Source organism: Pseudoalteromonas sp. CNC9-20 (genome assembly GCF_022347875.1).
Lineage (GTDB): Bacteria > Pseudomonadota > Gammaproteobacteria > Enterobacterales > Alteromonadaceae > Pseudoalteromonas > Pseudoalteromonas ruthenica.
This window is the reverse complement of record NZ_JAKRFS010000005.1, coordinates 91,497-116,270: the sequence shown is the minus strand read 5'-3', so window position 1 is coordinate 116,270 and position 24,774 is coordinate 91,497. Positions and strand designations below refer to the sequence as shown.

Here is a 24,774-nt window from a genome sequence, read left to right as displayed (position 1 = left end):
AAAAATGGAATTCGCGCTTTTATCTATATTGGTGCTGGTTGTTGTTGCTTCCGTGGTGGCTTCCAAGTTCACTGATAATAACGAAAACCCTTATCCTTTCGTTCGTAAAAAAGAGATCTATACGCAGGTTGAGAGCGCCTTTCTATCGCTTCTAGAGCGAGCAGTTGGCGATAACTACCGGATCGTCAGCCGAGTCAAATTAGCAGATGTCATTGATTGCAAGGCAGGACTTTCTAGCAAATCACGGCGTATTGCCATGACTAAAACTAAGAATAAACAACTCGACTATGTATTGTTAGATAAACAGAAAATGACCATAGTCGCCGCCGTGGATCTGGTCAATAATGCCAATAAAGACGGCCACAAGGCACAGCGCGATTGGTTTGTTAGCGGTGCCCTAGAAACCGCCGGTATTCCTCATATTCGTATGAAAGTAAAAAGTGGCTACCGCGTTGAAGACGTACGCAACGCCATTTTATTTAAGATTGGCAAGCCAGAAACAGCAACAAAACGTAAACCGACGCGCACGCCAACGCGCCCAGCAGTGCTCTCGCCTTCGCAAGCCAAAGCGCAGACTAGCGGCTCAGCTATCGCTACATCGACCCAACTTGCAGAGATCTAATTAAGCCAATGCCATATTAAAACAGCCTTTGATATACTAAGGGCTGTTTTTGCTAATTAATCAGAGATGCTATGAAAGTAGGTATTATTGGCGCCATGGAGCCAGAAATCGCGATTTTGCGTGAACGCATGAGCGACGTAGAAACTCACCAACACGGTGGTTTTACTTTTTACCATGGGCAACTCAATACTCAGACTGTGACTTTAGTGCAATCAGGGATAGGTAAAGTCGCTGCCACCGTTGCAACCACCTTGTTGATCGACCACTTTCACCCTGATTGCGTTATCAATACAGGTTCAGCGGGCGGTTTTGACCAGCGTTTAGAAGTGGGTGATGTAGCTATTGCCAGCGAACTACGCCACCATGACGTCGATGTTACCGCATTTGGTTACGAGTATGGCCAAGTACCACAAATGCCAGCGGCTTATGAGTCCCACCCACAGTTGATACAAGTGGCCGAGCAATCAATTTCACAACTACAACAGTGTCAGTCGTTGGTTGGCTTAGTGTGTACAGGCGATTCATTTATGTGTGATCCTGAACGCATTGATGCAACACGCAAACAATTTCCAGCGATGCTTGCCGTGGAAATGGAAGGCGCCGCAATCGCTCAAGCCTGCCACTTACTTGATACGGCCTTTGTGGTTATCCGCTCACTGTCTGATATCGCCGGCAAAGAGTCGCCGCATTCATTCGAAGAATACTTAGAAGTCGCATCGAAGAATTCATCGGCTATGGTGATGGCGATGCTAACAAAACTTGATGGTGTCACTCTATAGATGCTGGTTGAGGCGCTAAGTGCTCAGCTTAGTTTGCTGTTATTACTTGCAGCCATTGCTTGCGAGCGTTGGCTGCCGCTCTCTCCTTGGTATCACCCTTTTACCCTGGCGCGCCTGGGCTTCAACAATTTAGTTAAACGCACTTTCAATCCGCAAGATAGTGTTGGCTACCACCTACTGATAGCCATACTGTCACTGGCTCTGTGTGTGTTGTTGCCGCTGACATTAATCGCGCTGTTCTCCCATTTAGTTTACTACCCAGAGGCATTATCTGCGCTCTTGCTCTACCTGAGCCTAGACTCCCACACAATCCGCAGCAAAAGCACGCGTATTGCTTTGGCATTAAAGCAGCAGCGTAAATCACTCGCTCGGGCACTACTAGCAACTATTGTAGTGCGTGATTGTGAGCGTTTGAATAGTCAGGGGGTCGCCAAAGCTTGCATTGAGAGTGTGGTGCTGCGCATGCTTCATACCTACTTTGCACCACTGTTGCTGTATTGTTTATTTGGCGGCATAGCTGCCCTCGCCTACAGTTTAACGTGGACTCTGCACACGGCCATGCGCAAGCATGCTTTGCCATCGAGTCCTTATCTCTACGCCAGTAAATGGTTACTAACTCTTTGCTGTGTAGCGGCCCTAGTAATGTACTTGCTACCGCTGGCGATGATGACCCAACAGCGTAAACTATGGCGTTACTTGCGGATATATGGCCGGCACTTTTATCACCGCGTTAGCGGGTTTACTCTCAGTGTTTTCAGTACATTACTGCAAGTACAGCTTGGCGGGCCAGCCTTTTATCAAGGCCATCGTTTTGAGCGCATGCGCATTGGTGTAGATCATTTGCCTGATGACAAAACAATCAAAGCAACATTGAAATATATTGACGGTGTTAACATGCTTTGGCTGGCGGTTATAGCCCTTAGCCACATAGCGTGGGCGTAAAAAAAGCCGCTTTAAGCGGCTTTTTCTGTAGCATCAGGGCTTAGGCTAGAGTCACTTTTGCAAAGCGACGTTTACCAACCTGGTAAACTTCGGTGCTGCCTTTAGCAACCATTTGCTTGCTATCGGTTACCTTGGTTTCGCCATTAATTTTCACAGCACCCTGTTTAATCATGCGAATCGCTTCTGAAGTGCTAGCCACAAGCTGAGCTTCCTTAAGCAAGGCGGTGATCATCATCTCGTCGCCATCACATTCAATGGTTAGCTCGTTGATATCATCAGGCAACGCATTTTTAGAGAAACGCTTAGTAAAATCTGCGTGAGCTTGCTCAGCCGCTTGCTCATCATGGAAACGCGCAATGATCTCTTTCGCTAAGGCAATTTTGATATCACGCGGATTCGCGCCATTGCTGACTTGCTCCTTCAACTCCGCAATTTGCTCAAGTGACTTGGTACTTAGCAACTCATAGTAACGCCACATAAGATCATCGGAGATAGACATCATTTTGCCAAACATATCGTTAGCAGAGTCAGTAATTCCTATGTAGTTACCCAGAGACTTAGACATTTTTTGCACGCCATCAGTGCCCTCAAGCAATGGCATCATTAGCACTGTTTGCGGCTTTTGCCCTTCGTCTTTTTGCAGTTCACGGCCCATCAACAGGTTAAAACGCTGATCGGTGCCACCAAGCTCAACATCGGCCTCAAGTGCGACTGAATCCCACCCCTGCACTAACGGATACAAAAACTCGTGAATGGCGATGGATTGACCACTTGCATAACGTTTTTTAAAGTCATCGCGCTCGAGCATGCGTGCTACGGTTTGGCGAGCTGCTAACTTTATCATTCCTGCGGTGCCTAGCTTTTCCATCCATTGCGAGTTAAATGCAATGGTGGTTTTTTCTGGATCGAGGATTTTAAAGACTTGCTCTTTATAGGTTTCGGCGTTAGCTAACACATCTTCACGGGTCAAAGGTTTACGAGTCACATTTTTACCCGTTGGATCGCCTATCATCCCAGTAAAGTCACCAATTAAAAAGATCACTTCATGGCCAAGGTCCTGAAACGTTTTTAGCTTATTAATAAGCACCGTATGACCTAAATGTAAATCTGGCGCTGTAGGATCAAACCCAGCTTTAATTCGTAGCTTTTTCCCTGACTTAAGGCGTTCAGCGAGTTCTTCCTCAAGTAAAATTTCCTCAGCACCGCGTTTAATTTCTGCCAGCGCTGTCTGCAAGTCTGTCATTTATTTCTCCGATAAAAAAATGTGCTAACCGCGCGATTCTAGCGCAATTCGCGCCGGGTTTAAATGCACAAAATACTGGTATTTGCCCTTTATAACGTATATGCTCAGCCTTTGGTTAGATTTGTTTTCCTTAACAGCAGAAAAAGGTAGGTTATGGTAAACGTGGTTCACAAGCTCCCCAAAAAACACAAATTGCTCATTGTGGGCTTTCTTGTCACGATTATTGCCCTGATGTTGATACCTACGGAAAGAGCCACAGCATCAAAGGATAACGACGCAAAGCCATTGGAAGTGGGTAAGCGTTACGAGCTTCAAGTTAAGCTTGAGGAAGACGAACAAATCACCGATTTGAACTCCCCCGAGCAAGCTCAGACTTTACCAACCTATGAGCACACCGATTACCAAGTACGTAACGGTGACAACCTTGCCCTGATTTTTAAACGTGCAGGCTTCTCCGCGCAAACCTTGTATAAATTGGTTAATACCAATGAAGAAACGAAAAAACTAACCAAGATTCACCCAGGTGAAGTGTTAAGTTTTGCAAAAAACGACAAGGGTGAGTTGCAGCAGCTCAAATATGTACTGAGCAAAACCGACACCTTGTTTGTTACGCTTAACGAAGAGGGACGCTACGACACCTCTATCGATTCCAAAGAAATTGAAACCCTCACTAAAACAGCGTCTGGTACAGTCAATGGCAGCCTATGGACAGCCGGTATCTCGGCTGGGCTAAGTGAGAAACAAATTATGAACTTTGCCACCATCTTTGGCTGGGACGTGGATTTTGCCAACGATCTGCGTAAAGGCGATCAGTTTAGCTTGCTGTATGAAACACACCACGTTGACGGCGAGTATATTGGCACAGGGAAAATCATCGCTGCTGAATTTATCAACCAAGGCGAACGTTATGCCGCTGTGCGCCACACTGATGGCAACTTCTACACTCCTGAAGGTCGAAGTATGAAAAAAGCCTTCTTACGAGCGCCAGTTAATTTTAAATACATCAGTTCAAGCTTTAATCCGCGTCGCCTCCACCCAGTAACTAAAACGGTGAAGCCACACCGTGGTATTGATTACGCCGCGCGCACAGGTACGCCCGTGGTAGCCGCTGGTAACGGCAAAGTTATTAAAGCAGGTTACAGCCGTTTTAATGGTAATTATGTGTTCATTAAACACGGCAATACCTATGTAACTAAGTACTTGCACTTAAATAAACGCAAAGTAAAAAATGGCCAAAAAGTGAAACAAGGTCAGCTTATTGGCACTGTCGGAGCCACCGGTCGCGTTACCGGCCCCCACTTACACTATGAGTTCCTTGTAAACGGTGTACATCGTAATCCTCGTACCGTTGAACTGCCAAAGTCTGAGCCGCTTCCCGCTGGCGAATTAGCCAAGTTCAAACCAGTAGCCGATACACTGCTTGCGCAGCTGGTTAGAGAGCGAGAAATGCAGCTGGCGATGAACTAATCATCGACATAAAAAAGCACCTTAGGGTGCTTTTTTTATGTCTGCTATATCACAAGTCCTTACCTAAATAACATATAAAGCAATTGCACCACTAAGCTTATGCCAACGAGTGGCAAGATATACTTGCGAAAGCGCATCATTTTATTGAGCCCTAACTGATGTTGGTAGCGCTCTAGTAACGGCACCAAAATAGCCAGCGAAACAAATAATACAATGATGATGATAATAGCGTTCATAGCCGCTCCCTATTTTGACTGTTATGGCTAGCCATGGACTGCTTTGTTAGTCTCAGCTCATGCTATAGCATGCACTTATAACACTTAATCGCAAAACTGTGAAACTGGCCTCAGCCATAAAAAAGCGCGCCCCACCGAATTCGAATAGGACGCGCAAATGGCTAGGAAGTGCCTAAATAGATAAATTTCTCGGCAGAGGTTAGCCCACCAAAGCCAGTAAAATACCTGCAGCCACAGCGCTACCAAGAACGCCAGCAACGTTTGGCCCCATGGCATGCATCAATAAAAAGTTATGTGGGTTGTTTTCCAAGCCAACCTTATTGACCACGCGAGCAGCCATAGGCACAGCAGATACACCAGCTGCCCCTACTAAGGGGTTAATGGGTGATGACGATAATCTATTCAGCCCTTTTGCCATGAATACACCTGACGCCGTGCCAATAGAAAATGCCAAAGCCCCTAACGCTAGAATACCAATGGTTTCCACCGTCAGAAATTGCTCAGCAGCTAGCTTTGAGCCCACTGCTAGGCCAAGGAAAATAGTCGTTATATTGATCAGCTCATTCTGCGCTGTGCTACTGAGCCTATCGACGACACCTGACTCACGCATTAAGTTGCCCAAACAGAACATTCCCACCAACGGCGTTGCTGCCGGTAAAAACATCGCAGTTAACGCCAGAACCATAAGTGGAAAAATAATTTTTTCCTTTTTTGAAACCGCTCGTAACTGCGGCATCTCAATTTTACGCTCTTGCTCGGAGGTTAATGCTCGCATGATGGGTGGCTGGATAATGGGCACTAATGCCATATAAGAATACGCCGCCACTGCGATAGCACCGAGCAAGTCCGGGGCTAATTTAGAGGCTAAGAAAATAGCAGTCGGGCCATCGGCACCGCCAATGATGGCGATAGCAGATGCATCTTTGAGTGTGAATTCAAAGCCCGGCACAAAGTTCAAAGCAATAGCACCAAACAAGGTCGCAAAAATACCAAATTGCGCCGCAGCGCCCAGAAGTAGCATTCGCGGGTTCGCGATCAACGCGCTAAAGTCGGTAAGTGCCCCCACCCCCATAAAGATAAGCAGCGGAAAGACGCCGGAGTCAATGCCTATGTAATACACGTAATACAGAATGCCACCAGGGTCTGCCATACCAGCCACGGGGATATTTGTTAATATTGCCCCGAAGCCAATTGGCACCAATAGTAATGGCTCAAAATTACGCGCTATCGCCAAATATAACAGCCCACAACCGACTAAGATCATCACCAGTTGAGCGACGGAAAAGTTGGCAATGCCGGTGGCATGCCAGAGATTTAATACTCCTTCCATACCCCCTCCTAAACCAATGCAATTAAGGCATCGCCAGCGCTCACTGAGTCACCTTCACGCACTAACACATCACTGACTTCACCGCCGTGCAATGCGCGCACTTCAGTTTCCATCTTCATTGCTTCCATGATCATAACCACATCACCTTCACTCACGTGCTGACCAGGTTTGACTAGAACCTTGAAGACGTTGCCTGTTAGCGGTGCATTCAGCGTTTCCCCGCCACTAATCGCAGCCGACTGCGGTGGGTTTTCACCTTCACCCTCAACAGCACGCACACTCTCCAACTCACCACCGGGGGCGACGACAACATCATAGGCCTGACCGTCGACACTAATGCTATAACGCTCTGGCCCTTGCTTTGTCGGTGCCGCCTTTGCCACAGCCTTTGGTTGCTCCGGCTCGGCGCTGGGCGCTGGTTCGAAAGCATCAGGGTTATTTCGATTCGCTAAGAATTTTAAACCGATTTGCGGGAATAGTGCATAGGTTAAAACGTCATCAACCACCTGGTCTGCTAACTCGAGGTTCTGCTCTTTCGCATGAGCATCTAGTTCCTCCGTCAGCTTGTCTAGCTCAGGCTCAATGAGGTCGGCAGGACGGCAACTAATTGCCTCTGCACCTTCTAAAACACGCTGTTGCAATTGGCTATCTACCGGTGCGGGTGTTGCTCCATACTCACCTTTAAGAACGCCTGCGGTTTCCTTAGTAATAGATTTGTAGCGCTCACCGGTAAGCACATTCAACACGGCTTGAGTGCCAACAATTTGTGAGGTGGGGGTGACCAAAGGTAAGTAACCTAAGTCTTTGCGGACTTTGGGGATTTCTTTGAGTACCTCGTCTAACTTATCGCCTGCGTTTTGCTCTTTTAACTGGTTTTCCATATTTGTGAGCATGCCACCGGGTACTTGCGCTAATAGGATGCGGCCATCAACGCCTTTCAAGCTACCTTCAAATTGCGCATACTTCTTACGTACTTCCCTAAAATAAGCCGCAATTTCCTCGAGTAACGTTTGGTCCAAACCGGTATCACGCGGGGTATCCTCTACAATAGCAACCAAGGTCTCGGTGGCGCTGTGACCATAGGTTTGACTCATACTAGAAACTGCCGTATCAAGCATATCAATGCCGGCATCAATGGCCTTTTGATAGGTTGCAGTGCTTAGTCCTGTGGTCGCATGGCATTGCATAGCAATGGGTAAAGACACGGTTTCCTTTAAGCCACGGATCAGCTTATCGGCATCATAGGGCTTTAACAGCCCCGCCATATCTTTAATGCAAATAGAATGACAACCCATATCTTCAAGGCGCTTGGCCTGATCTAGCCACATATCCAGCGTGTGGACTGGTGAAACGGTGTAAGAGATAGTGCCTTGCGCATGGGCGCCAATATTTACAGCGGCTTTGATTGCCGTCTCTAAATTACGCACATCATTCATCGCATCAAAGATACGAAACACATCAACGCCATTGGCGTGAGCGCGCTCGACAAACTTAGTCACGACATCGTCACTGTAATGGCGATAACCGAGTAAGTTCTGACCACGCAGTAGCATTTGCTGTTTAGTATTAGGCATCGCCGCTTTCAGGGCGCGGATACGATGCCAAGGGTCTTCACCTAAATAGCGTATACAGGAGTCAAAGGTGGCCCCACCCCATGACTCCATTGACCAAAACCCAACCTGATCAAGCTTATCAGCGATCGGGAGCATATCCTCTAAGCGCATGCGTGTTGCTAATAAAGATTGATGCGCGTCTCGCAGTACTAATTCGGTAAGCTTTAATTTAGACATAATTGACCCTTATTATTGCTTCTTATACTGATGCACAGCCGCAGCAATAGCTGCAATATGCGCCTTTGAAGGGCGCTTACTGTGATGCGTGGTAGTGGCGCTAGCTTGTTGATTGGCTTGTGCTTGTTCTGTATCGGCAAAGATATATGACATTAGGCGTAAAGCGCCTATCAATATGAGTAGAAATACAAAGACCACCACCATACCGGTGGCCATAAGCCAAGCGGCTTCAATTAACAATGCTGTAATATCCATGCTCACCCCAGTGCAAATTTAGTTACTTTTTATTGATATTTAACCAACACCATATCAAAAAAAAAGAGAATGTCTACATAAGTGTAAATTGGTAATACCAATGTTTATAACCTTGAAATTCTTGGAAGGAGACTTAAAAACCGCCAACAATGCCGTTATTTTAGCTTTATAGATAATAAAAATAGCGGATATAAATTAAATCTATACGAGAAAAAATCATCTTCATTAGCCATAAATGATGTTGAGAACCTCAAAACAGATAATTGGTCATACCAAGATTGATTTAACATTGTTTACGTTGAGGGTTTTTGCTCTATTTTTTGACTCTAAGTCATTGGCAGGTTTGAACAAATCGGACTAAGCTTATGACGCTAAATAGGAACAACCGCAGTTTGATTGGCCCTGAAGTATTAGTCGTACTAATAACTAGGGAGAAAAACAATGTTAAAATCTAAACTGGCGCTGTCGCTACAAGTAGCGCTCGGCGTAGGTATTTCTTCATTCGTTATGCCTCAAGCACTTGCTGCGGGGGATGAAGAAGCCAAGGATATTGAGGTCATTGCCATCACTGGTAGTCGTATTCGCCAGCCTGGCGCTGTCTCAGCCAGCCCCATCACGTCCATTGGCGAGAAAGAGCTGCGCTTCCAACAAGAACCTGAAGTAGAGCAAATTCTTCGTACTTTACCATCCACTATTCCCGGTGACGGCAGTAACGTGAACAACGGCTCTGGCGGTGCAGCAACGGTCAACTTAAGAGGCTTAGGTTCTCAGCGTTCATTGATACTGGTTAATGGCCGGCGAATGATCCCATATAACTACAACGGTTCGGTAGATACCTCGGTGATACCTTCAGCACTGGTAGAGCGCATCGATGTAGTTACTGGTGGTGCTTCGGCCGTTTATGGCTCTGATGCCATTGCCGGGGCGGTTAACTTTGTCCTTAAGGATAATTTTGAAGGGATAGCCTTAGACACCTCGCACCAGCAAACAGACGAAAGTGACGGCGATAAAAGTAATATATCGCTTACCATCGGCTCTAACCTCGCTGATGACAGAGGTAACGTCGTACTCTCATTGGACTGGATGAAGCGTGACCAAGTGCTCCTTGGCGATCGTCCGTTGGGTTTACTTGGTATCGAAACCGCATCAGGCGCTAACTATGAGCAATTCCTAAATGGTCAACCGCCCGTTCCAGCGCCCTCTGAGTGTGAGGCCCCTAACTCAGTAGAAAGTGGTGGTTCTACAACGGCCATGCCCACACGCTTTGGTATTGTCGGAGCGGGTACCGCAGGCCAATTTAGAAATGATGGCACACTTGCTGCCGATACCTGTAGCGTGTTCAACTTCAACCCCTACAACTTCTATCAGACACCGTCCGAGCGCTATTCAGGTACGGCTCTCGCTCGTTACAACCTCACCGACGATCATGAAGTTTATTCATCACTCACTTACAGCTCGATCTCGGTAGATACACAGGTTGCGCCATCAGGCACATTTGGTGCTAGTTTCGAATTGCCACTATTTAACCCGTTAATTGGCGATCAAGCGCAGCAATTTATGATTGATACGGGCAACAACGCGCTCGCTGATGGTCTCTTAAGTGACAGTAACTGGAATGATGTCAACGGCAATGGCGTCGTCGACTCTGAGGACTATTTAACTGTGCAGTTACGTCGGCGTACACTCGAACTCGGCCCCCGTACAGAGCGCTATGACACCTCGTTGTTCCAGTTTGTCACTGGCGTGAAAGGTTATGTGTTTGACGACTGGGAGTATGATGTTAGTTTCCAATATGGTGAGTCCAACCGTACCACCGTACGCGGTGGCTACACCAACCTAACTAACATCCAAAATGCCCTTGAAACCGAAGACGGTGTCACCTGCTTAAACGGCGACCCAACTTGCGTACCCATCAACCTGTTTGGTGGCTTTGGCACCATTACCGATGAAATGGCCGGTTATGCTACAGCTATTGCATTGCAGCAGCAAAAGTACAGCCAGCGTATTGCAACTGCGACCATCAATGGTCCGATTGAGTTTATTGAAGTGCCGGGCGCCGGCGCACCGCTATCAATGAGCTTTGGTTACGAGTACCGCAAAGAAAAAGGCTTATTTGAGCCTGATGAATGTTTGAAACTTGCACCAGCGAGCTGTCAGGGCGGTGCTGGAGGTAACCAGTTGCCTATTGAAGGTGGCTTCAGTGTTGATGAGCTGTTCATGGAAGGGTACTTGCCAGTCTTAGACGGTATGGCATTTGCTGATACGCTTGATGTGGAGTTTGGTTTCCGTTGGGCAGACTACGATACCGTGGGCTCTAATGAAACCTGGAAGCTTGGTTTCAACTGGCGCCCAGTTAGCAGTGTATTAGTACGTGTTATGCAACAGCAAGCGACGCGAGCTCCGAACGTGGGTGAAATCGCCTCTCCTGTGGTAACTGGCCTTGATAACGCGACTAGCGACCCCTGCTCGGTTGCCAACGCCGGTAACATCAGCGCTGAACTGCGCCAGCTGTGTATTTCCACTGGCATGACCGATGCGCAAGTGGGTAACGTGCAAGATGTGATATCAGGTCAAGTGCAAGTGATCTCCGGAAGCGATCCACTTAATCCACCTGACGCTGAAGAAGCAAGCACCTTTACAGCAGGTATTGTTTGGACGCCAGAGTTCGATACCTTGCAAAACTTCACTATCAGTTTAGATTACTATGATATTGATATTGATGACATCATCGGCGAGTTTTCAGCACAAGAAATCCTCGATGCCTGTTACAAGTTAGGTGATGCACAAGAGTGTGCCAAAATACAACGTGTGGGTGGCGATTTAACCGTCGCTGGTGCCGGGATTGAACAATTCACTACCAACCTCAAGAACTTGACCGCTGAAGGGGTTGAACTGGGCTTCAATTTCTTCGTGCCACTTGAGGACATGGGTGAGCTGCAGTTCTCAGGAACCATCAACAAGTATCTAACTCAAGAATCGCAAAGCTCTGATACAGCGCGAATTATCGACTGTAAAGGGTATTACAGTGCCAGCTGTGATCCCCTCGCGGAGATGCGCTGGGTGCAGCGTACTACGTGGGCGATGGACGACTTTACCCTGTCATTGCAATGGCGTCACATTGATGGCATTGACGCAGAGCCAGTCGTTGCCGACGATTACTTCCCAGAGTTTAGAAGTATCGATTCCTACGATTACTTTGACTTGTATGCCAATTATCACCTTACCGATAATATCACCGCAAGTTTGGGTATAGATAACCTGTTCGAGAAAGATCCACCGGTTGTGGGCAATGAGGCAGGTGATACCAGCTCTAACTCGGGTAACACGTTCCCAAGTAACTATGACGTGCTTGGTCGCAAGTTTAAACTGGGCCTAAGGTTCCAGTTCTAATTCGCAGTGTTAACAAAAGCCGCGCCTAGCGCGGCTTTTTTATGCTTACCTGCCGCAGCAGCTAACCGTCATCTTCACAGCGAGGAATGGCGCTAGTTGTCAATAAGGGGGACACCTGAAAAGGCTGTGCTGAATCTACATTAACGGTTACATGAGCAATATCTAAAACCTGAAAATCGCCAGGTGCATTAAGATGCCAAAGCTGCGACTGACGCTGTGAAAAACAAAATTCACTGGTATCGCCATGCACCACTAAAATAGGATAATCACTGTGTTGAGCGAGCTTATCTAAGTACTGACGATAGACAGCAAAGCCATCACATTTTCGGTTATTGTCACTGCACACTCCCTGACCGCTACTTGAGCGAAAGATATCCGCTTGAAAAAAGACAACCATGGCGGTTAGGTCTTTATCAGCATGGCGTTTTAGCCATTGAATATTATGCTGATCTCGCTTTTTAACAGCCTGCAGCGCTTGTTTTTTATCAGACTTAAGAATTTGCGCACGACCATTATTGGTACCTACCACATGCACGGTTAGGTACTGCACTTGCTCTATACGCCAAGCCTGGTTTTCGGGCAGCTCAGGCTGGCGTTCATAATCGTGCAAGGCGACTGTATGAACAGCGAATTCTTTCCGTATAAAGCTTAGCCTCTCTAGCTCATCATAGCGTGTGCTAAGCTCTTTCCTATCGCAGTCGGTCCAATCATTGTCACCCGGTGTGTAGACAAAGGGCCGTTCACTAAGATTAGATAACAGCTGGTAGTTGCCGCGCAGAACATGATCGGTGCAAGCGACAGCTCCAGCCTTAATATCCCCGACGTGGACAATAAAATGATGTGGGGTTTGCCGCACGCCTTGATATAATGGCCCTGCAGGTGGGGTGAGCAGCGCTTCATCGATAGGAGAATATGGCATATCGCCAAAGACCAAAAATTGGTGTTGGGCGCCAACCGTAGCGCTTAAAAGCGCGGCCGTTAATGCCATAAAAATCGTGCGCATACCTGCCTCTATATTAATCAAGTTCGTATAACGAGTACTATGAATTACCACACTAGCTATATTTTAGATAAAGACTACTACCACGAAAGCTTTGAGCAGTCTTTGCCCTTCAGCCATCGCCGCCAACTCAAATATCCACTGGTGCTCTTACTCGTAGGACTTACTCTTTTTAGCATGTTTAAGTTGCAAAATAACTACCTTGGTTATTTTTTGTTTGCTTTAGCTATTTTAGAAGTGGTTGCCTACAAATATCAGCAACCTTGGTGGGTGGCACGACAGCGATTAACAAGAGCTGCTGGAAATGAAGTGACGTTACGGGTTGATGAGCAAGGAATTAGTACCGAGATTAATGCCCATAAGAAGCAATACTCATGGCCACAAATTAAAGAAGTATTGAGTACGCAGAAGGGAATAATTATTGTCACCGATAAGGGAGCTAGGCACTATTTTCCCGCACGAGTGCTCAATGAGGAAGTGATTGCATTTATCTTTGATAAAAATAAAGCCACTTGATAGTGGCTTTTATGAATTCGTTTATTTATGCGTTGCCCGGATTTGAGTCCGATTTTTCGGCTTGGATTCGCATGTAAATCTCTTCGCGGTGAACAGACACATCCTTTGGTGCATTTACACCGATACGCACTTGGTTACCCTTAACGCCTAAAACAGTCACTGTGACTTCATCACCAATCATTAAGGTTTCACCAACTCGACGAGTAAGAATTAGCATTCGCTTGCTCCCATAGTTCCAAATTAGTAAAAAATTCCGTCTCCGGCATTCTAAAGAATAATCACTCTAAAAGTAAGTAAAACTTAAAAGCGATTATTCACTTGCCGTTAAAAAAGCCGCATGTAATGCACGTACGCCCAATTCCAAGTACTTTCGTTCAATAAGAACTGAAAGCTTTATTTCTCCTGAGCTAGCGACGACTACATCAATATTTTCATCGGCTAACACGCGAAAAAATCGCCCCGTAATTGGCGTGTTCGTTTTTATCCCTGCGCCAACTATAGACAACATGGCGAGGTCGTCACGACTATCTATTTTGGCCCCGCTTAAAGCATCACTTTCTTGCAATAAACTCATTGCTTGTTGCAACTCTAAGCTGGGTACACTTATAGCATAGTCTACTTTTCCAACTTTTTGATTAACTTGGTTAATCATGTCTATTTCGATGCCTTTTTCAGCCAAGAGTTCCACTATATTTGCTAAAGTAGAACCATCGTTTGAGCAATCATTTATAAAGATAAGCGCTTGCTCACGCTTGGAGGCAATTCCCGAAACAGTCTGTTGTTGCATACCTTCATCCTCGTAATCAACGCGCGTCCCTTCCCCAACACTAAAGCTGGATAACACTCGCAATGGCATTTTATAATGCGCAGCGGCTTCCACTGCACGAATATGCAATACCTTCGCACCTAAACTAGCCATCTCTAGCATGACCTGCACTGACACGCTCGACAGCTTCCATGCCCCAGGTTCGATACGAGGATCAGTCGTATATACGCCGTCAACGTCGGTATAGATCTGACATTCTTGAGCATTTATCGCAGCGGCAATGGCCACTGCCGAAGTGTCGCTACCGCCGCGCCCCAGAGTGGTAATATTTCCCTCCAAATCACGGCCTTGAAACCCTGCTGCGATAACAATGCGACCATGTTCAATTTCTTGACGTAAGCGGGCACTGTTGATGTCATTGATACGTGCTTTGGTAAAGAGGTTGTCGGTGCGAATACCCAGTTGATCGCCCAACAGGCTGATGGCGGGGTAGCCTCGGCGGATCAGTGCCATCGCTAGAAGACTGGCACTTACTTGCTCTCCGGTACTGACTAATGCATCAAGTTCACGAGGACTGGGGGAGCTATCAACTTGCTCAGCTAACGCTAATAATCGATTGGTTTCGCCTGACATTGCTGACACCACAGCCACAATGTGGTGGCCCTGCTGACGTTGGCGAATAATGATATCGGCGACGGCCTCAATACGCTCAATTGAGCCTACCGAGGTGCCGCCAAACTTTTGAACTAACAGTGCCACGAATAAATACGCGCCTGTTGTTTATCCACGTTCACTCACCCATGCTTGAACACTGGCCAGTGCGCTATCTAAGTGCTCTGGTTGCGAGCCACCGGCTTGTGCCATATCAGGGCGACCGCCACCTTTACCACCGACTTGTGCCGCCATATGGTTAACCAACTCTCCGGCTTTAAACTGACCAGTAAGATCTTTGGTGACGCCAGCAATTAAACTGACTTTTTCGCCGTTCGCAACGCCTAAAGCAATAATGCCTGAACCCATTTTGTTCTTCAGGTCATCAACCATACCACGCAGCGCTTTGCTCTCGGTGCCAGCAACGTTCGCCACAAGCAGCTTAACGCCGTTTACATCAATAGCACTATCAAGCAACGAGGCGCCCGCTGCACTGGCGAGCTTGTCATTAAGCTGCGCCACCTGCTTTTCAAGGCCTTTACTACGTTCAATTAAACCCGATACTTTATCAAGCACCGAGGCATTATCCGCTTTGAGTAATGCCGCTATTTGCGCCAGTTTGTTCTCTTGCTCAGCAACATAATTCAATGCATCATCACCGGTGACCGCTTCAATACGGCGTACACCAGCGGCAATACCTGCCTCTGAGACGATTTTAAATAAACCGATGTCGCCAGTGCGCTGCACGTGGGTACCACCACACAGCTCGATAGAGTAGTCGCCAATGCTCACGACACGTACTTCATCGTCATATTTCTCGCCGAATAACGCCATAGCGCCCTTCGCTTTTGCCTCATCAATGGCCATCAGTTCAGTTTGCAAAGCAAAATTACGACGAATTTCAATATTCACTTGTTGTTCGATGCGTTGTAGTTGCTCACGCGTGACACCCTCAAAATGAGAGAAATCAAAACGCATACGATCAGGCTCAACCAAGGAGCCTTTTTGGTTTACATGCTCACCCAACTCTTGGCGCAACGCTTCGTGGATAAGGTGGGTTGCAGTGTGGTTTTTCTTAATGCGGTCACGGCGCTCAGCATCGATACGCGCATCCACTTTATCGTTCACCCCCATTTGCCCACTTACTTTGCCGTAGTGCGCAATGGCATTGCCAAGTTTTTGTGTATCGGTAACAATAAACTCTCCATTACCGGCTTTCAGCACGCCGGTGTCACCCACCTGACCGCCTGACTCAGCATAAAATGGCGTACGATCAAGTATCACGATACCTTCTTGACCATCTTCCAATACCGATACCTGATCGCCAGCAGCGAACAACTCGACCACTGTGCCGCTGTAATGCTCGGCTTCATAACCCTTGAAGTCGCTCGACTTATCAGAGCGCAGTTGCGTGTTGTAATCAGCGCCAAACTTGCCAGCTTGTTGTGCTTTTTTACGTTGCACATCCATACACTGCTGGAAACCACGCTCATCAATGGTCATAAAACGTTCACGAGCGACATCAGCGGTTAAGTCCGCTGGAAAGCCATAGGTATCATAGAGCTTGAATACCACATCGCCGGGAATAACATCGCCTTCTAGGGCGCTTAAGTGTTCTTCCAAAATAGCCAAGCCGCGTTCTAGAGTTTTGCCAAATTGCTCTTCTTCAATACGCAGTACTTTTTCAATAATGCTCTGGTGTTTGGCAAGCTCAGGGTATGCATCCCCCATCTGTTCAATCAGCGCACCAACCAGTTGGTGGAAGAAGGTGCCTTTTGCCCCCAGTTTGTTGCCGTGGCGCACAGCGCGACGAATAATACGACGCAACACGTAACCGCGTCCTTCATTCGAAGGCATGACACCATCTAGCACCAAAAACGCACACGAACGGATATGGTCGGCAATAACCCGCAATGATTTATCTTCTAAATCCTGCGCATTCGTCACTTTTGCTGCCGCTTGGATTAACGCTTGGAATAGGTCAATTTCATAGTTTGAATGCACGCCCTGCATAATGGCGGCGATACGCTCAAGACCCATGCCTGTATCAATAGATGGGTTAGGTAAGGCTTCCATCGTGCCATCGGCATGGCGGTTATATTGCATGAAAACCAAGTTCCAAATCTCAATATAACGGTCGCCATCTTCTTCAGGCGTCCCTGGTGGACCGCCCCAGACTTCTTCACCATGATCGTAGAAAATTTCCGAGCACGGACCACACGGACCGGTATCGCCCATGGACCAGAAGTTATCTTTTTCACCAATGCGAGAGACGCGATCAGCTGGCACGCCAATTTTGTTAATCCAAATATCGGCGGCTTCATCATCTTCGGTAAACACCGTCACCCAAAGTTTCTCTTTAGGCAAACCGAGTTCTTCGGTCAAAAAAGTCCAGGCAAATTGAATAGCTTGCTCTTTGAAATAATCGCCAAAGCTAAAGTTACCGAGCATTTCAAAAAAGGTATGGTGACGGGCAGTGTAACCAACATTTTCTAAGTCGTTGTGTTTACCACCTGCGCGGACACAACGTTGGGCGCTGGTCGCTCGCGTATAGGGGCGCTTCTCTGCGCCCAAAAATACGTCTTTAAAAGGCACCATGCCGGCGTTGTTAAACAACAACGTTGGATCAGTACCAGGGATTAATGAAGCCGAAGGCACAATTTGGTGTTGGTGCTTGGCAAAATAGTCTAAGAACTTTTGTCTTAGCTGTGCGGTCGTCAAATGCTGCATTGCGTTTTTCTCACTCGTCATTCGCTTCACTTGCAAGTGCAAATTCTATCTGTTGGTAGTCAAACCCACGCGCTGTTAAATAACGCATGCGCTTAGCTTTTTCTTTGTAATCTAATTGTTTATCTGTTGTCCGGAACTTCCGGGTATAAGCTTCTAGAGCGAGTTCAAACCAATCTATGTCTAAGGCATCGATGGCTTCGCTAACTTGCTCTTTTGCCAGCCCCTTTTGCTGCGCATCAGCCATAATGCGTCGCGGGCCATGGCGCTTGTCCGCAGCGCGACGGACAAAACCGGCACAAAACCGGTTGTCATCTAAGAACCCATGTTGCTCACACCAGTCCAGTAATTCGCAGCTAAACGCCTGCGGCACTTGGCGCTGGCTTAACTTGCGCTCTAATTCTTTGCGGCTGTAGTCCTGTCGTCCTAACAGCCACAGAACGTAATTTTTTTGCTTTTGCTTTTCGCTATCGTCCATTAGGCGTCAAACCGACCATTGTCGGTGGTGTCGCTAATGGCATTAACATGCTTCGCTGTGGGTGCATTCTGCTCGCCCAGTTGCGGCGCAAAAATCGCCTGAAACGCCACCAGAAGGCTAATGTAGCAAATCGGCATTAGAACCAGAAGAGGAATAAAGGACAATACTGCACACAACAGCATCAAAACACCCATAATAAGCCCGTACACCGTCATCGCTGCGGCATTATGATAAAACGCCATCAAGCTGGCTTTCATCACCGCCCACATCGACGTGTGGCCGCCAAAAAACACTAATGGTATGGCAAATGCGAAGGCGCACAGGTAAATACTGGTTATTACCAAAAACAAGGCTAACGAAGGAAATGACAGGCTTTGTGCTAATAGTTGTAGCGCCTGCTCTGGGTTCATGTTCGGGTCACTCACCACCGCAGCCATATCCGCAAATAACACGCTAGCTAGCAAGCCTAGTAAGATCCCCGCACCCATTTGGTACAAGCCGACCCGAAACAAGCCCATACGTCGGCCTTTTTGTGAAAACACATCGATGATGTCGGCAAAGGCAACGTTTTTCCCCTGCTGGCGCGCAAGTGCTGACTGATAAAAACCAGCCATTAGAAAAGGCGTCGCCAGCGCGGCTGGAATTTTCAACAGCGGTACCACCAGCCCAACTAACCCTAAAACAGCAATGAGCAGGTACATAAACATAAAAGTGAAAGGCTGCTTGGCAAAGATATCCAATCCCTGCTTTATCCAGCGCCCGCCGGCTTTGGCGCTATGTACGCGAATTTCTATAGCCATGATGACTGCGTTTCCTCTTTCTTTGCGTCGTGCTTTATGGTTTTTGTATTTTTTTGATATCGAGCATGTGCGAGCCATGCTTAATTTTGGTTTCTAAGTATGCTTGGTTTCCCGTTAAGCCCACCTTAATATGCGCCGACGTGCCCACGACAGCTTTCACATCGATGCCATTATCAGCTAACGCACTGAGTTTTTTAGGATTATTAGTCATCAGTTTGACCTGCGTCACAGCCAACGCCTTAAGCATGAGTACCGCATCGGAAAACTCTCGCAAATCATCAGCAAAGCCCAAGTGATTGTTGGCTTCATAGGTGTTCATACCTTGAGACTGTAAAACATAGGCGTCGAGCTTATTGTACAACCCTATGCCTCGCCCCTCTTGACGCAGGTATAACAATATTCCGCCCTGTTGGTGCATTAATTCGATACTTTCATTGAGCTGCTCACCGCAGTCACAACGACTGGAGTGGAAAACGTCGCCGGTTAAACACTCAGAGTGCATGCGAATAAGCGGTGTCTGTTGATGCTTGTCCGCCTCATTAAAAATTAGTGCAACATGCTCTTGGCCATCTTTTAGCCCAGAAAATGAGACAATTTCTGCCGGGATATCACTGTTTTTGCCCACATTTAATTGGACCCTAGCTCTTACTTCAGCCACGACGACTCACTCTTTTATAAAAAACAACTGTGATAGTATAACAAGCCGCTGCTCAGAATCAGCCGCTATATGCTTTTAAATGGGGCTATATTAACACGAAACAACAATACCAAGCGATGGCTAATCAAGGGAAACATGTGCTCAACACGGTGGTGGTAGCCGTATACATAAATGGTGATTGTGCTGGCGGGGAGCTGAAAACCTTGCAGCCAGTGGATGCTCGCGACTATGATCACCCTTAACGATACGCGTTGTGCCAAAGTGGAATAGGTCATACACACTTGGTGTCATCGCTTTGTAAACGACTAATCACGCCAACAACAGGGGCTATTATGATAAAAACAATCGCATCACAACTCACTGCATTCGGGGTATCGCTGGCCTTCGCCTTGTGCATCCTGGTTTTTGCACCCGCACTGCACGCTGAGTCAGCACAGACGATTACGCAGCAACAACTGATGGCGGATAGGTTCAGTGCCACGCCAATGACGCTGCTTGATGTGCGCTCAAAACAAGAGTATCAGCAAGGACATATCAAAGGCGCGGTAAACATCCCCCATAGCGAGATTGTTGAAGATGGCGCCACACTCAACAAAGACACAGCCATTGTGGTGTATTGTCGCAGTGGTCGTCGCGCAGGTATTGCTCTGGAGGCGCTCAAAAAGCAAGGCTTTACCCAGCTATACCACTTAGAGGGTGATTTCTTAAAATGGCAACAAGCCGAACTACCTTTAATTAACCAGCAGTAATCAACGCGCTGAGCGGCAGCCTTTGCTGCCGACTCATGTGATTAACTTGGGCAAGAAACAGTTCCGCAGTGGCCAACGCATCGCTCAACGCATTGTGTTCCCGATAAACCGGCAACTGGTAGCGACGCCGACAGGCACTGAGCGATAATGCATCAAGCGCCACTTCCGTGCCCTGCCGCGCTAAACGGCGTTGCTCAATTTTCAGGGTATCCAACGTCAAGTAACGAAACTTTTGCCCCTGCTGTTTGTAAGCGCAACGCAAAAAACGCTCATCGAGCAAAGCATTATGGAACACTAAAATACTGTCTTCGCAGACAGCATCAAAAGCGGTCAGTATCGCCGCCATGGAATCGCCCTCGCTGATTAAACGCGACGCGGTGATACCGTGATAAATAGGCGATTGCGCTAGCTGCGACACGCCACTGTGCAACATATGGGCACTTTGGCGCGGGCAAATACGTTGATTTTCGATCACCACCCACGCCATGGATACAATTTCATGCTCCTTAGGGTTTAAGCCAGTCAGCTCTAAATCCACCACCACATATCGATGACGATGCCAACTATCGGCAAAGCCAAAATGGTCTTGCCCAAACATCGCTTTGAGCTTTTGCCACCACGCGTGGGTCATAATTACAAACTCCCTCGTGCGAACTTAAAACTCGCCGCCTGCTGGGCTTGGCGCACCAAGTAAAATGCCTCCTTAAGTTGGTGGCGCTCGAGCGACGTTAAGGTATCGGGATTAATACAGTTACTCGGCACCGGCTCTTTATCCAGCTGAGCTTTAAGACGCAATTGCGTTAAATAGCGCCAGCAGTCTTTTAAATCAAAAATGTCTTTTTTCGATAACTGCCGAGTTTTTATCAGCGCATCCAAGCGCTCTAGGGTATTGGCACTGCGGATACCCTCTTGCAGTGCATACAGGCGAACAATGTCGTTAATAATTACAATACCGCGCTTTTTCAGGTCGATAAACTTGTGATGCTGGGCGTCGGTTTGCGTTTTTAGTTGATGGAACAGGCCGATAGGCACCGAATTTTGGTTCAGCTCACTGGCCAGAGCCCGGTAAAAAAGCTGATCGCGGTTTTGCTTGCCAAGTGACGTTGTAAATGCCGCAAACAAATCACTGGAGCCGGTGATAAAGCGAATATCAAAGAAGATTTTACAGTTGAGCATGGCCTCGGGCGTGGGACTGCCAAGCCAGCGAGCAAACTTATCTAACCAGGCCGATATCGATAGCCGACATTGCGGATTACTGGCCATGATGTTCCCTGGACAGCGGACAATGCCGCAAACATCGAGCTGCTCACACACAAACTCGCCCATGCCGCGAAAATAATCAGCCTCAGCATCGCTCAATTGGTCGGGCAACAGCAAACCATTATCTTGATCAGAGTGCAGCGTTTGTTCTTCCCGTGCTTGTGAGCCGAAGCAAATCCAGCTAAAACGCTTAGGCGCATCGCCATGGCGTTGTTGGTATAATTGAATCAATCGCGTGGTCAACGCATCACTAATACCACTAAGTAGCTTACCCACCAAGGTGGTGTCTTCGATATGATAAGCAAAGCTATCGAGTAGACTCGGTACCTCACCGGCATAGCGTTTTAAATCGGCAACCCCCGCCGCCTTATAAATGCGACCGATGAGCTGCACGGGATCGCTTTTTTGCTGCCGTAATAAGTCGGTCGCGGTCACCATGCCCACCGGCTGATGCGCCTCGTTAAGTACCGGCAAATGGTGAATATTGTGCTTGAGCATTAAATGCATAGCCGAAAATACCCGGTTATTCTCGAAAATGTATTTAGGGTGGGCGGTCATAATGGCTTGCAAAGATTGCTCAGGGTCCACCCCCGCTGCCAGAACTCGAGTGCGCAAGTCACGGTCGGTGACCACCCCGAGCAACTTGGTGTCTTCGTTATGGGTTACCATAATCGATGACACCCGCTGGTCACTCATCAGTTGGGCGCACTGCCTAATGCTGGCCTCAGGTCCCAGAGTAACGGCTTGGCGAGTCATCAGCTCGGCTATTTTACGTTCTGACCAGCTATCGCTGTGGTGTTGGTATTTCGATGACAATAGGCGATTCGAATGCGCACGGACAAAGTACTGTTCAAAGGGCTTATATTCGCGACGCAAATAATCAAAGCTGGATTGACTGAGAATATATACCAGAGCCTCCTGCTTTACCTCGATACGGTTTTTAATGGCCTCACCGCTGAGTAGCGACGGATAGCCGAAGTAATCACCCGCACTTAAGCGCGCGACCGCCTCTCCACTTGGAGCGACGATTTCTAGGCTACCGCTGCGAATAAGAAAGAGTTTTGGGTCGTCAGAATCAAGCCACTGATGCTGGTTCTCTCGCGTGACATAAATAACTTCAAGGTGATGACAAAAGTATTCACAGGCAGAGCGCTCTAACGTATTAAACGGGGCCTGTTCAATGACAAAATCGATAATATCTTGATGCTGTGGGCTCACTATCCACACCTCAACTGATCACTGCTGTGTCTACCTACTTCTTAGCGTGTTGGCCAACCATAGATAAACACCGCATCCTGCATATAGCATAAATCTAGGCTGAAAACAGCGACAAAAAAAGCCCGACCTTGGTCTAAGGCCGGGCTTGTTTGTGTGCTTCACACATTAGTGCGCGTGAGCGGTACCTGATCCTTTCGGGTTACGGATCCCCTCGACCATCTCGCGAATCTCTTCAGGTGTCTCAGCAGTCATACGCTGAACCACAACGGCAACCACAAAGTTCACTACCATACCGAGCAAACCAATGCCCTCAGGGGAGATACCGAACAACCAATGCTCGGCGCTATTTAGGTCGGGGCTGATAAACTTGAAGTAGATGATGTACGCAGCGGTAAAGCCGATGCCCGTTACCATACCGGCAATCGCCCCTTCTTTGTTCATACGCTTAGAGAAGATACCCATGATAATCGCAGGGAAGAAGCTAGCCGCTGCCAAGCCGAAGGCGAAGGCCACCACCGATGCCACGAACCCGGGCGGATTGATGCCAAAGTAAGCGGAGATGCCTATGGCCACCATTGCCGCTAATCGCGCTGCCAAAAGCTCTTGCTTGTCGCTGATATTTGGCTTCAAGGTACGCTTCAACAAGTCATGGGACACCGAGGTTGAAATCACCAATAATAGACCCGCAGTGGTCGACAATGCCGCAGCAATACCACCGGCTGCAACCAAGGCGATAACCCAGGCCGGTAAATCGGCGATCTCGGGGTTAGCAAGTACCATAATGTCGCGGTCTACACTCACCTCATTGGCACTGCTTGGGTCGTTAACATCCCCTGCTGAGTAGTACATGCGGCCGTCATCATTTTTGTCATTGAACGTGATTAAGCCGGTTTTTTCCCAGTTTTTAATCCACGTTGGGGCTTCGCTGTAGAGCGTTCCGCTGCCATCTTTGCCATTGATAGTGTCAATCATATTAACACGCGCAAAAGACGCAACTGCCGGTGCTGTGGTATACACGATGGCAATGAACACTAAAGTCCAAGCCGCAGAGATGCGGGTGTCACGCACTCGAGGTACAGTGAAGAAGCGAACAATTACATGAGGCAAGCCCGCAGTACCAACCATTAAGGCGCCAGTAATAGCGAACACATCAATCATGCTCTTGGAGCCTTCGGTGTATTGCGCAAACCCGAGCTCGGTACTGAGGCCATCGAGTTTATCGAGCATATAAGCTCCCGAGCCATCACTCAGTGTCGCCCCAAAGCCAGTCTGTGGCAGCAAGTGACCAGTCATCATCAGTGAGATAAAGATTGCCGGAACCAAATAAGCAAAAACAAGTACACAGTACTGCGCTACTTGGGTGTAAGTGATGCCTTTCATACCGCCCAATACAGCATAGAAGAACACAATTACCATACCAATGTAGACGCCGGTTTCAATGTCTACTTCAAGGAAACGTGAGAACACTACGCCCACACCACGCATTTGCCCTGCGATATAAGTAAAGCAGATGAAGATAGCGCAGAAGATGGCCACCATACGCGCCGCTTGTGAGTAATAGCGATCGCCAATAAAGTCCGGCACGGTAAACTTACCGAACTTACGAAGATAAGGCGCAAGGCACAGCGCAAGTAACACATAACCGCCGGTCCAGCCCATTAGATACACGCCACCATCATAGCCGGCGAAAGAAATAATCCCCGCCATAGAGATAAACGACGCAGCACTCATCCAATCTGCAGCGGTTGCCATTCCGTTTGCCAAAGGTGGTACGCCGCCCCCAGCTACATAGAAGTCGTTGGTTGAGCCCGCTCGAGCCCAAATAGCAATACCGATGTACATGGCAAAGCTAAGGCCAACAATTAAAAAAGTTAACGTTTGAACATCCATCACTGCG

Annotated in this window: 22 protein-coding genes; 7 read left to right on the top strand and 15 right to left on the bottom strand. The window is 47.7% G+C overall.

All coding sequences use genetic code 11. The annotated features are described in order from the left end of the window. The first annotated feature begins 4 nt into the window (after positions 1 to 4). From MHM89_RS13105 to MHM89_RS13095, 3 genes are all read left to right on the top strand, one after another. Positions 5 to 622 carry a DUF2726 domain-containing protein gene (locus MHM89_RS13105; RefSeq protein ID WP_022944141.1) on the top strand — a complete coding sequence of 206 codons (618 nt, stop codon included), beginning with the start codon at positions 5 to 7 and terminating at the stop codon, positions 620 to 622. A 71-nt stretch (positions 623 to 693) separates the two neighbouring features. After that, positions 694 to 1,401 carry a 5'-methylthioadenosine/S-adenosylhomocysteine nucleosidase gene (gene mtnN, locus MHM89_RS13100; RefSeq protein WP_022944142.1) on the top strand — a complete coding sequence of 236 codons (708 nt, stop codon included), beginning with the start codon at positions 694 to 696 and terminating at the stop codon, positions 1,399 to 1,401. After that, the gene (locus tag MHM89_RS13095; protein WP_239409003.1) at positions 1,402 to 2,343 is read left to right on the top strand and encodes a cobalamin biosynthesis protein; all 942 of its coding nucleotides are present in this window, start codon (positions 1,402 to 1,404) and stop codon (positions 2,341 to 2,343) included. A gap of 40 nt (positions 2,344 to 2,383) precedes the next feature. Here MHM89_RS13095 and tyrS read toward each other — a convergent pair whose 3' ends face one another. Next, positions 2,384 to 3,586, bottom strand: coding sequence for a tyrosine--tRNA ligase (gene tyrS, locus MHM89_RS13090; RefSeq protein ID WP_045978528.1), 1,203 nt, complete (start codon positions 3,584 to 3,586; stop codon positions 2,384 to 2,386). 153 nt (positions 3,587 to 3,739) lie between these two features. Here tyrS and MHM89_RS13085 point away from each other — a divergent pair, with 153 nt between their 5' ends. After that, complete coding sequence (locus MHM89_RS13085) at positions 3,740 to 5,053, top strand: peptidoglycan DD-metalloendopeptidase family protein (protein WP_022944145.1); 1,314 nt, start codon at positions 3,740 to 3,742, stop codon at positions 5,051 to 5,053. 59 nt (positions 5,054 to 5,112) lie between these two features. Here the strand turns inward: MHM89_RS13085 and MHM89_RS13080 are convergent, their stop codons facing one another. The 4 genes from MHM89_RS13080 to MHM89_RS13065 all read right to left on the bottom strand — a co-directional run bounded on the left by MHM89_RS13080 (position 5,113) and on the right by MHM89_RS13065 (position 8,664). Then, positions 5,113 to 5,289: a hypothetical protein gene (locus MHM89_RS13080; protein ID WP_022946927.1), complete on the bottom strand. Its 177-nt coding sequence runs from the start codon at positions 5,287 to 5,289 to the stop codon at positions 5,113 to 5,115. Positions 5,290 to 5,488: 199 nt separating this feature from the next. After that, positions 5,489 to 6,619, bottom strand: a complete 1,131-nt coding sequence (locus tag MHM89_RS13075) for a sodium ion-translocating decarboxylase subunit beta (protein WP_022946928.1) — start codon at positions 6,617 to 6,619, stop codon at positions 5,489 to 5,491. 8 nt (positions 6,620 to 6,627) lie between these two features. After that, positions 6,628 to 8,409 (bottom strand): sodium-extruding oxaloacetate decarboxylase subunit alpha, encoded by a 1,782-nt coding sequence (gene oadA / locus MHM89_RS13070; protein ID WP_239409002.1) that lies wholly within the window; start codon positions 8,407 to 8,409, stop codon positions 6,628 to 6,630. Between the two features lie 12 nt (positions 8,410 to 8,421). Further along, a complete protein-coding gene (locus MHM89_RS13065; protein ID WP_022946930.1) occupies positions 8,422 to 8,664 on the bottom strand; it encodes an OadG family transporter subunit in 243 nt (80 codons plus the stop codon). 441 nt (positions 8,665 to 9,105) lie between these two features. Between MHM89_RS13065 and MHM89_RS13060 the strand changes: the two genes are divergently transcribed. After that, a complete protein-coding gene (locus tag MHM89_RS13060) occupies positions 9,106 to 12,054 on the top strand; it encodes a TonB-dependent receptor (protein WP_022946931.1) in 2,949 nt (982 codons plus the stop codon). Between the two features lie 61 nt (positions 12,055 to 12,115). Here MHM89_RS13060 and MHM89_RS13055 read toward each other — a convergent pair whose 3' ends face one another. Continuing rightward, positions 12,116 to 13,057, bottom strand: coding sequence for a hypothetical protein (locus tag MHM89_RS13055; RefSeq protein WP_239409001.1), 942 nt, complete (start codon positions 13,055 to 13,057; stop codon positions 12,116 to 12,118). Positions 13,058 to 13,096: 39 nt separating this feature from the next. Here MHM89_RS13055 and MHM89_RS13050 point away from each other — a divergent pair, with 39 nt between their 5' ends. After that, positions 13,097 to 13,570: a YcxB family protein gene (locus tag MHM89_RS13050; protein WP_239409000.1), complete on the top strand. Its 474-nt coding sequence runs from the start codon at positions 13,097 to 13,099 to the stop codon at positions 13,568 to 13,570. 25 nt (positions 13,571 to 13,595) lie between these two features. On the opposite strand, the gene csrA is transcribed toward MHM89_RS13050, so the two are convergent. The 6 genes from csrA to ribA form a co-directional block, all read right to left on the bottom strand. Then, a complete protein-coding gene (csrA, locus tag MHM89_RS13045; protein WP_022946934.1) occupies positions 13,596 to 13,787 on the bottom strand; it encodes a carbon storage regulator CsrA in 192 nt (63 codons plus the stop codon). 93 nt (positions 13,788 to 13,880) lie between these two features. Next, positions 13,881 to 15,095: an aspartate kinase gene (locus tag MHM89_RS13040; RefSeq protein WP_022946935.1), complete on the bottom strand. Its 1,215-nt coding sequence runs from the start codon at positions 15,093 to 15,095 to the stop codon at positions 13,881 to 13,883. Positions 15,096 to 15,116: 21 nt separating this feature from the next. Continuing rightward, entirely contained in the window at positions 15,117 to 17,717 is a 2,601-nt protein-coding gene (gene alaS, locus MHM89_RS13035) for an alanine--tRNA ligase (protein ID WP_138587896.1), read from the bottom strand. 10 nt (positions 17,718 to 17,727) lie between these two features. Further along, a complete protein-coding gene (locus MHM89_RS13030; RefSeq protein ID WP_022946937.1) occupies positions 17,728 to 18,192 on the bottom strand; it encodes a regulatory protein RecX in 465 nt (154 codons plus the stop codon). Beyond that, the gene (locus MHM89_RS13025; protein ID WP_239408999.1) at positions 18,192 to 18,992 is read right to left on the bottom strand and encodes a BPSS1780 family membrane protein; all 801 of its coding nucleotides are present in this window, start codon (positions 18,990 to 18,992) and stop codon (positions 18,192 to 18,194) included. The genes MHM89_RS13030 and MHM89_RS13025 overlap by 1 nt, the downstream gene beginning before the upstream one ends. 34 nt (positions 18,993 to 19,026) lie before the next feature. After that, complete coding sequence (gene ribA / locus MHM89_RS13020; protein WP_022946939.1) at positions 19,027 to 19,650, bottom strand: GTP cyclohydrolase II; 624 nt, start codon at positions 19,648 to 19,650, stop codon at positions 19,027 to 19,029. A gap of 332 nt (positions 19,651 to 19,982) precedes the next feature. Here ribA and MHM89_RS13015 point away from each other — a divergent pair, with 332 nt between their 5' ends. Further along, on the top strand, positions 19,983 to 20,399 hold the full coding sequence (locus MHM89_RS13015; protein WP_239408998.1) for a rhodanese-like domain-containing protein: 417 nt from the start codon (positions 19,983 to 19,985) through the stop codon (positions 20,397 to 20,399). Here MHM89_RS13015 and MHM89_RS13010 read toward each other — a convergent pair. The 3 genes from MHM89_RS13010 to MHM89_RS13000 all read right to left on the bottom strand — a co-directional run bounded on the left by MHM89_RS13010 (position 20,386) and on the right by MHM89_RS13000 (position 24,767). Further along, the gene (locus tag MHM89_RS13010; RefSeq protein WP_151172343.1) at positions 20,386 to 21,030 is read right to left on the bottom strand and encodes a 3'-5' exonuclease; all 645 of its coding nucleotides are present in this window, start codon (positions 21,028 to 21,030) and stop codon (positions 20,386 to 20,388) included. The genes MHM89_RS13015 and MHM89_RS13010 overlap by 14 nt on opposite strands. A 2-nt stretch (positions 21,031 to 21,032) precedes the next feature. Next, positions 21,033 to 22,877: a DUF294 nucleotidyltransferase-like domain-containing protein gene (locus tag MHM89_RS13005; protein WP_239408997.1), complete on the bottom strand. Its 1,845-nt coding sequence runs from the start codon at positions 22,875 to 22,877 to the stop codon at positions 21,033 to 21,035. 165 nt (positions 22,878 to 23,042) lie between these two features. Beyond that, on the bottom strand, positions 23,043 to 24,767 hold the full coding sequence (locus MHM89_RS13000) for a sodium:solute symporter family protein (RefSeq protein ID WP_022946944.1): 1,725 nt from the start codon (positions 24,765 to 24,767) through the stop codon (positions 23,043 to 23,045). Between the last annotated feature and the right edge of the window lie 7 nt (positions 24,768 to 24,774).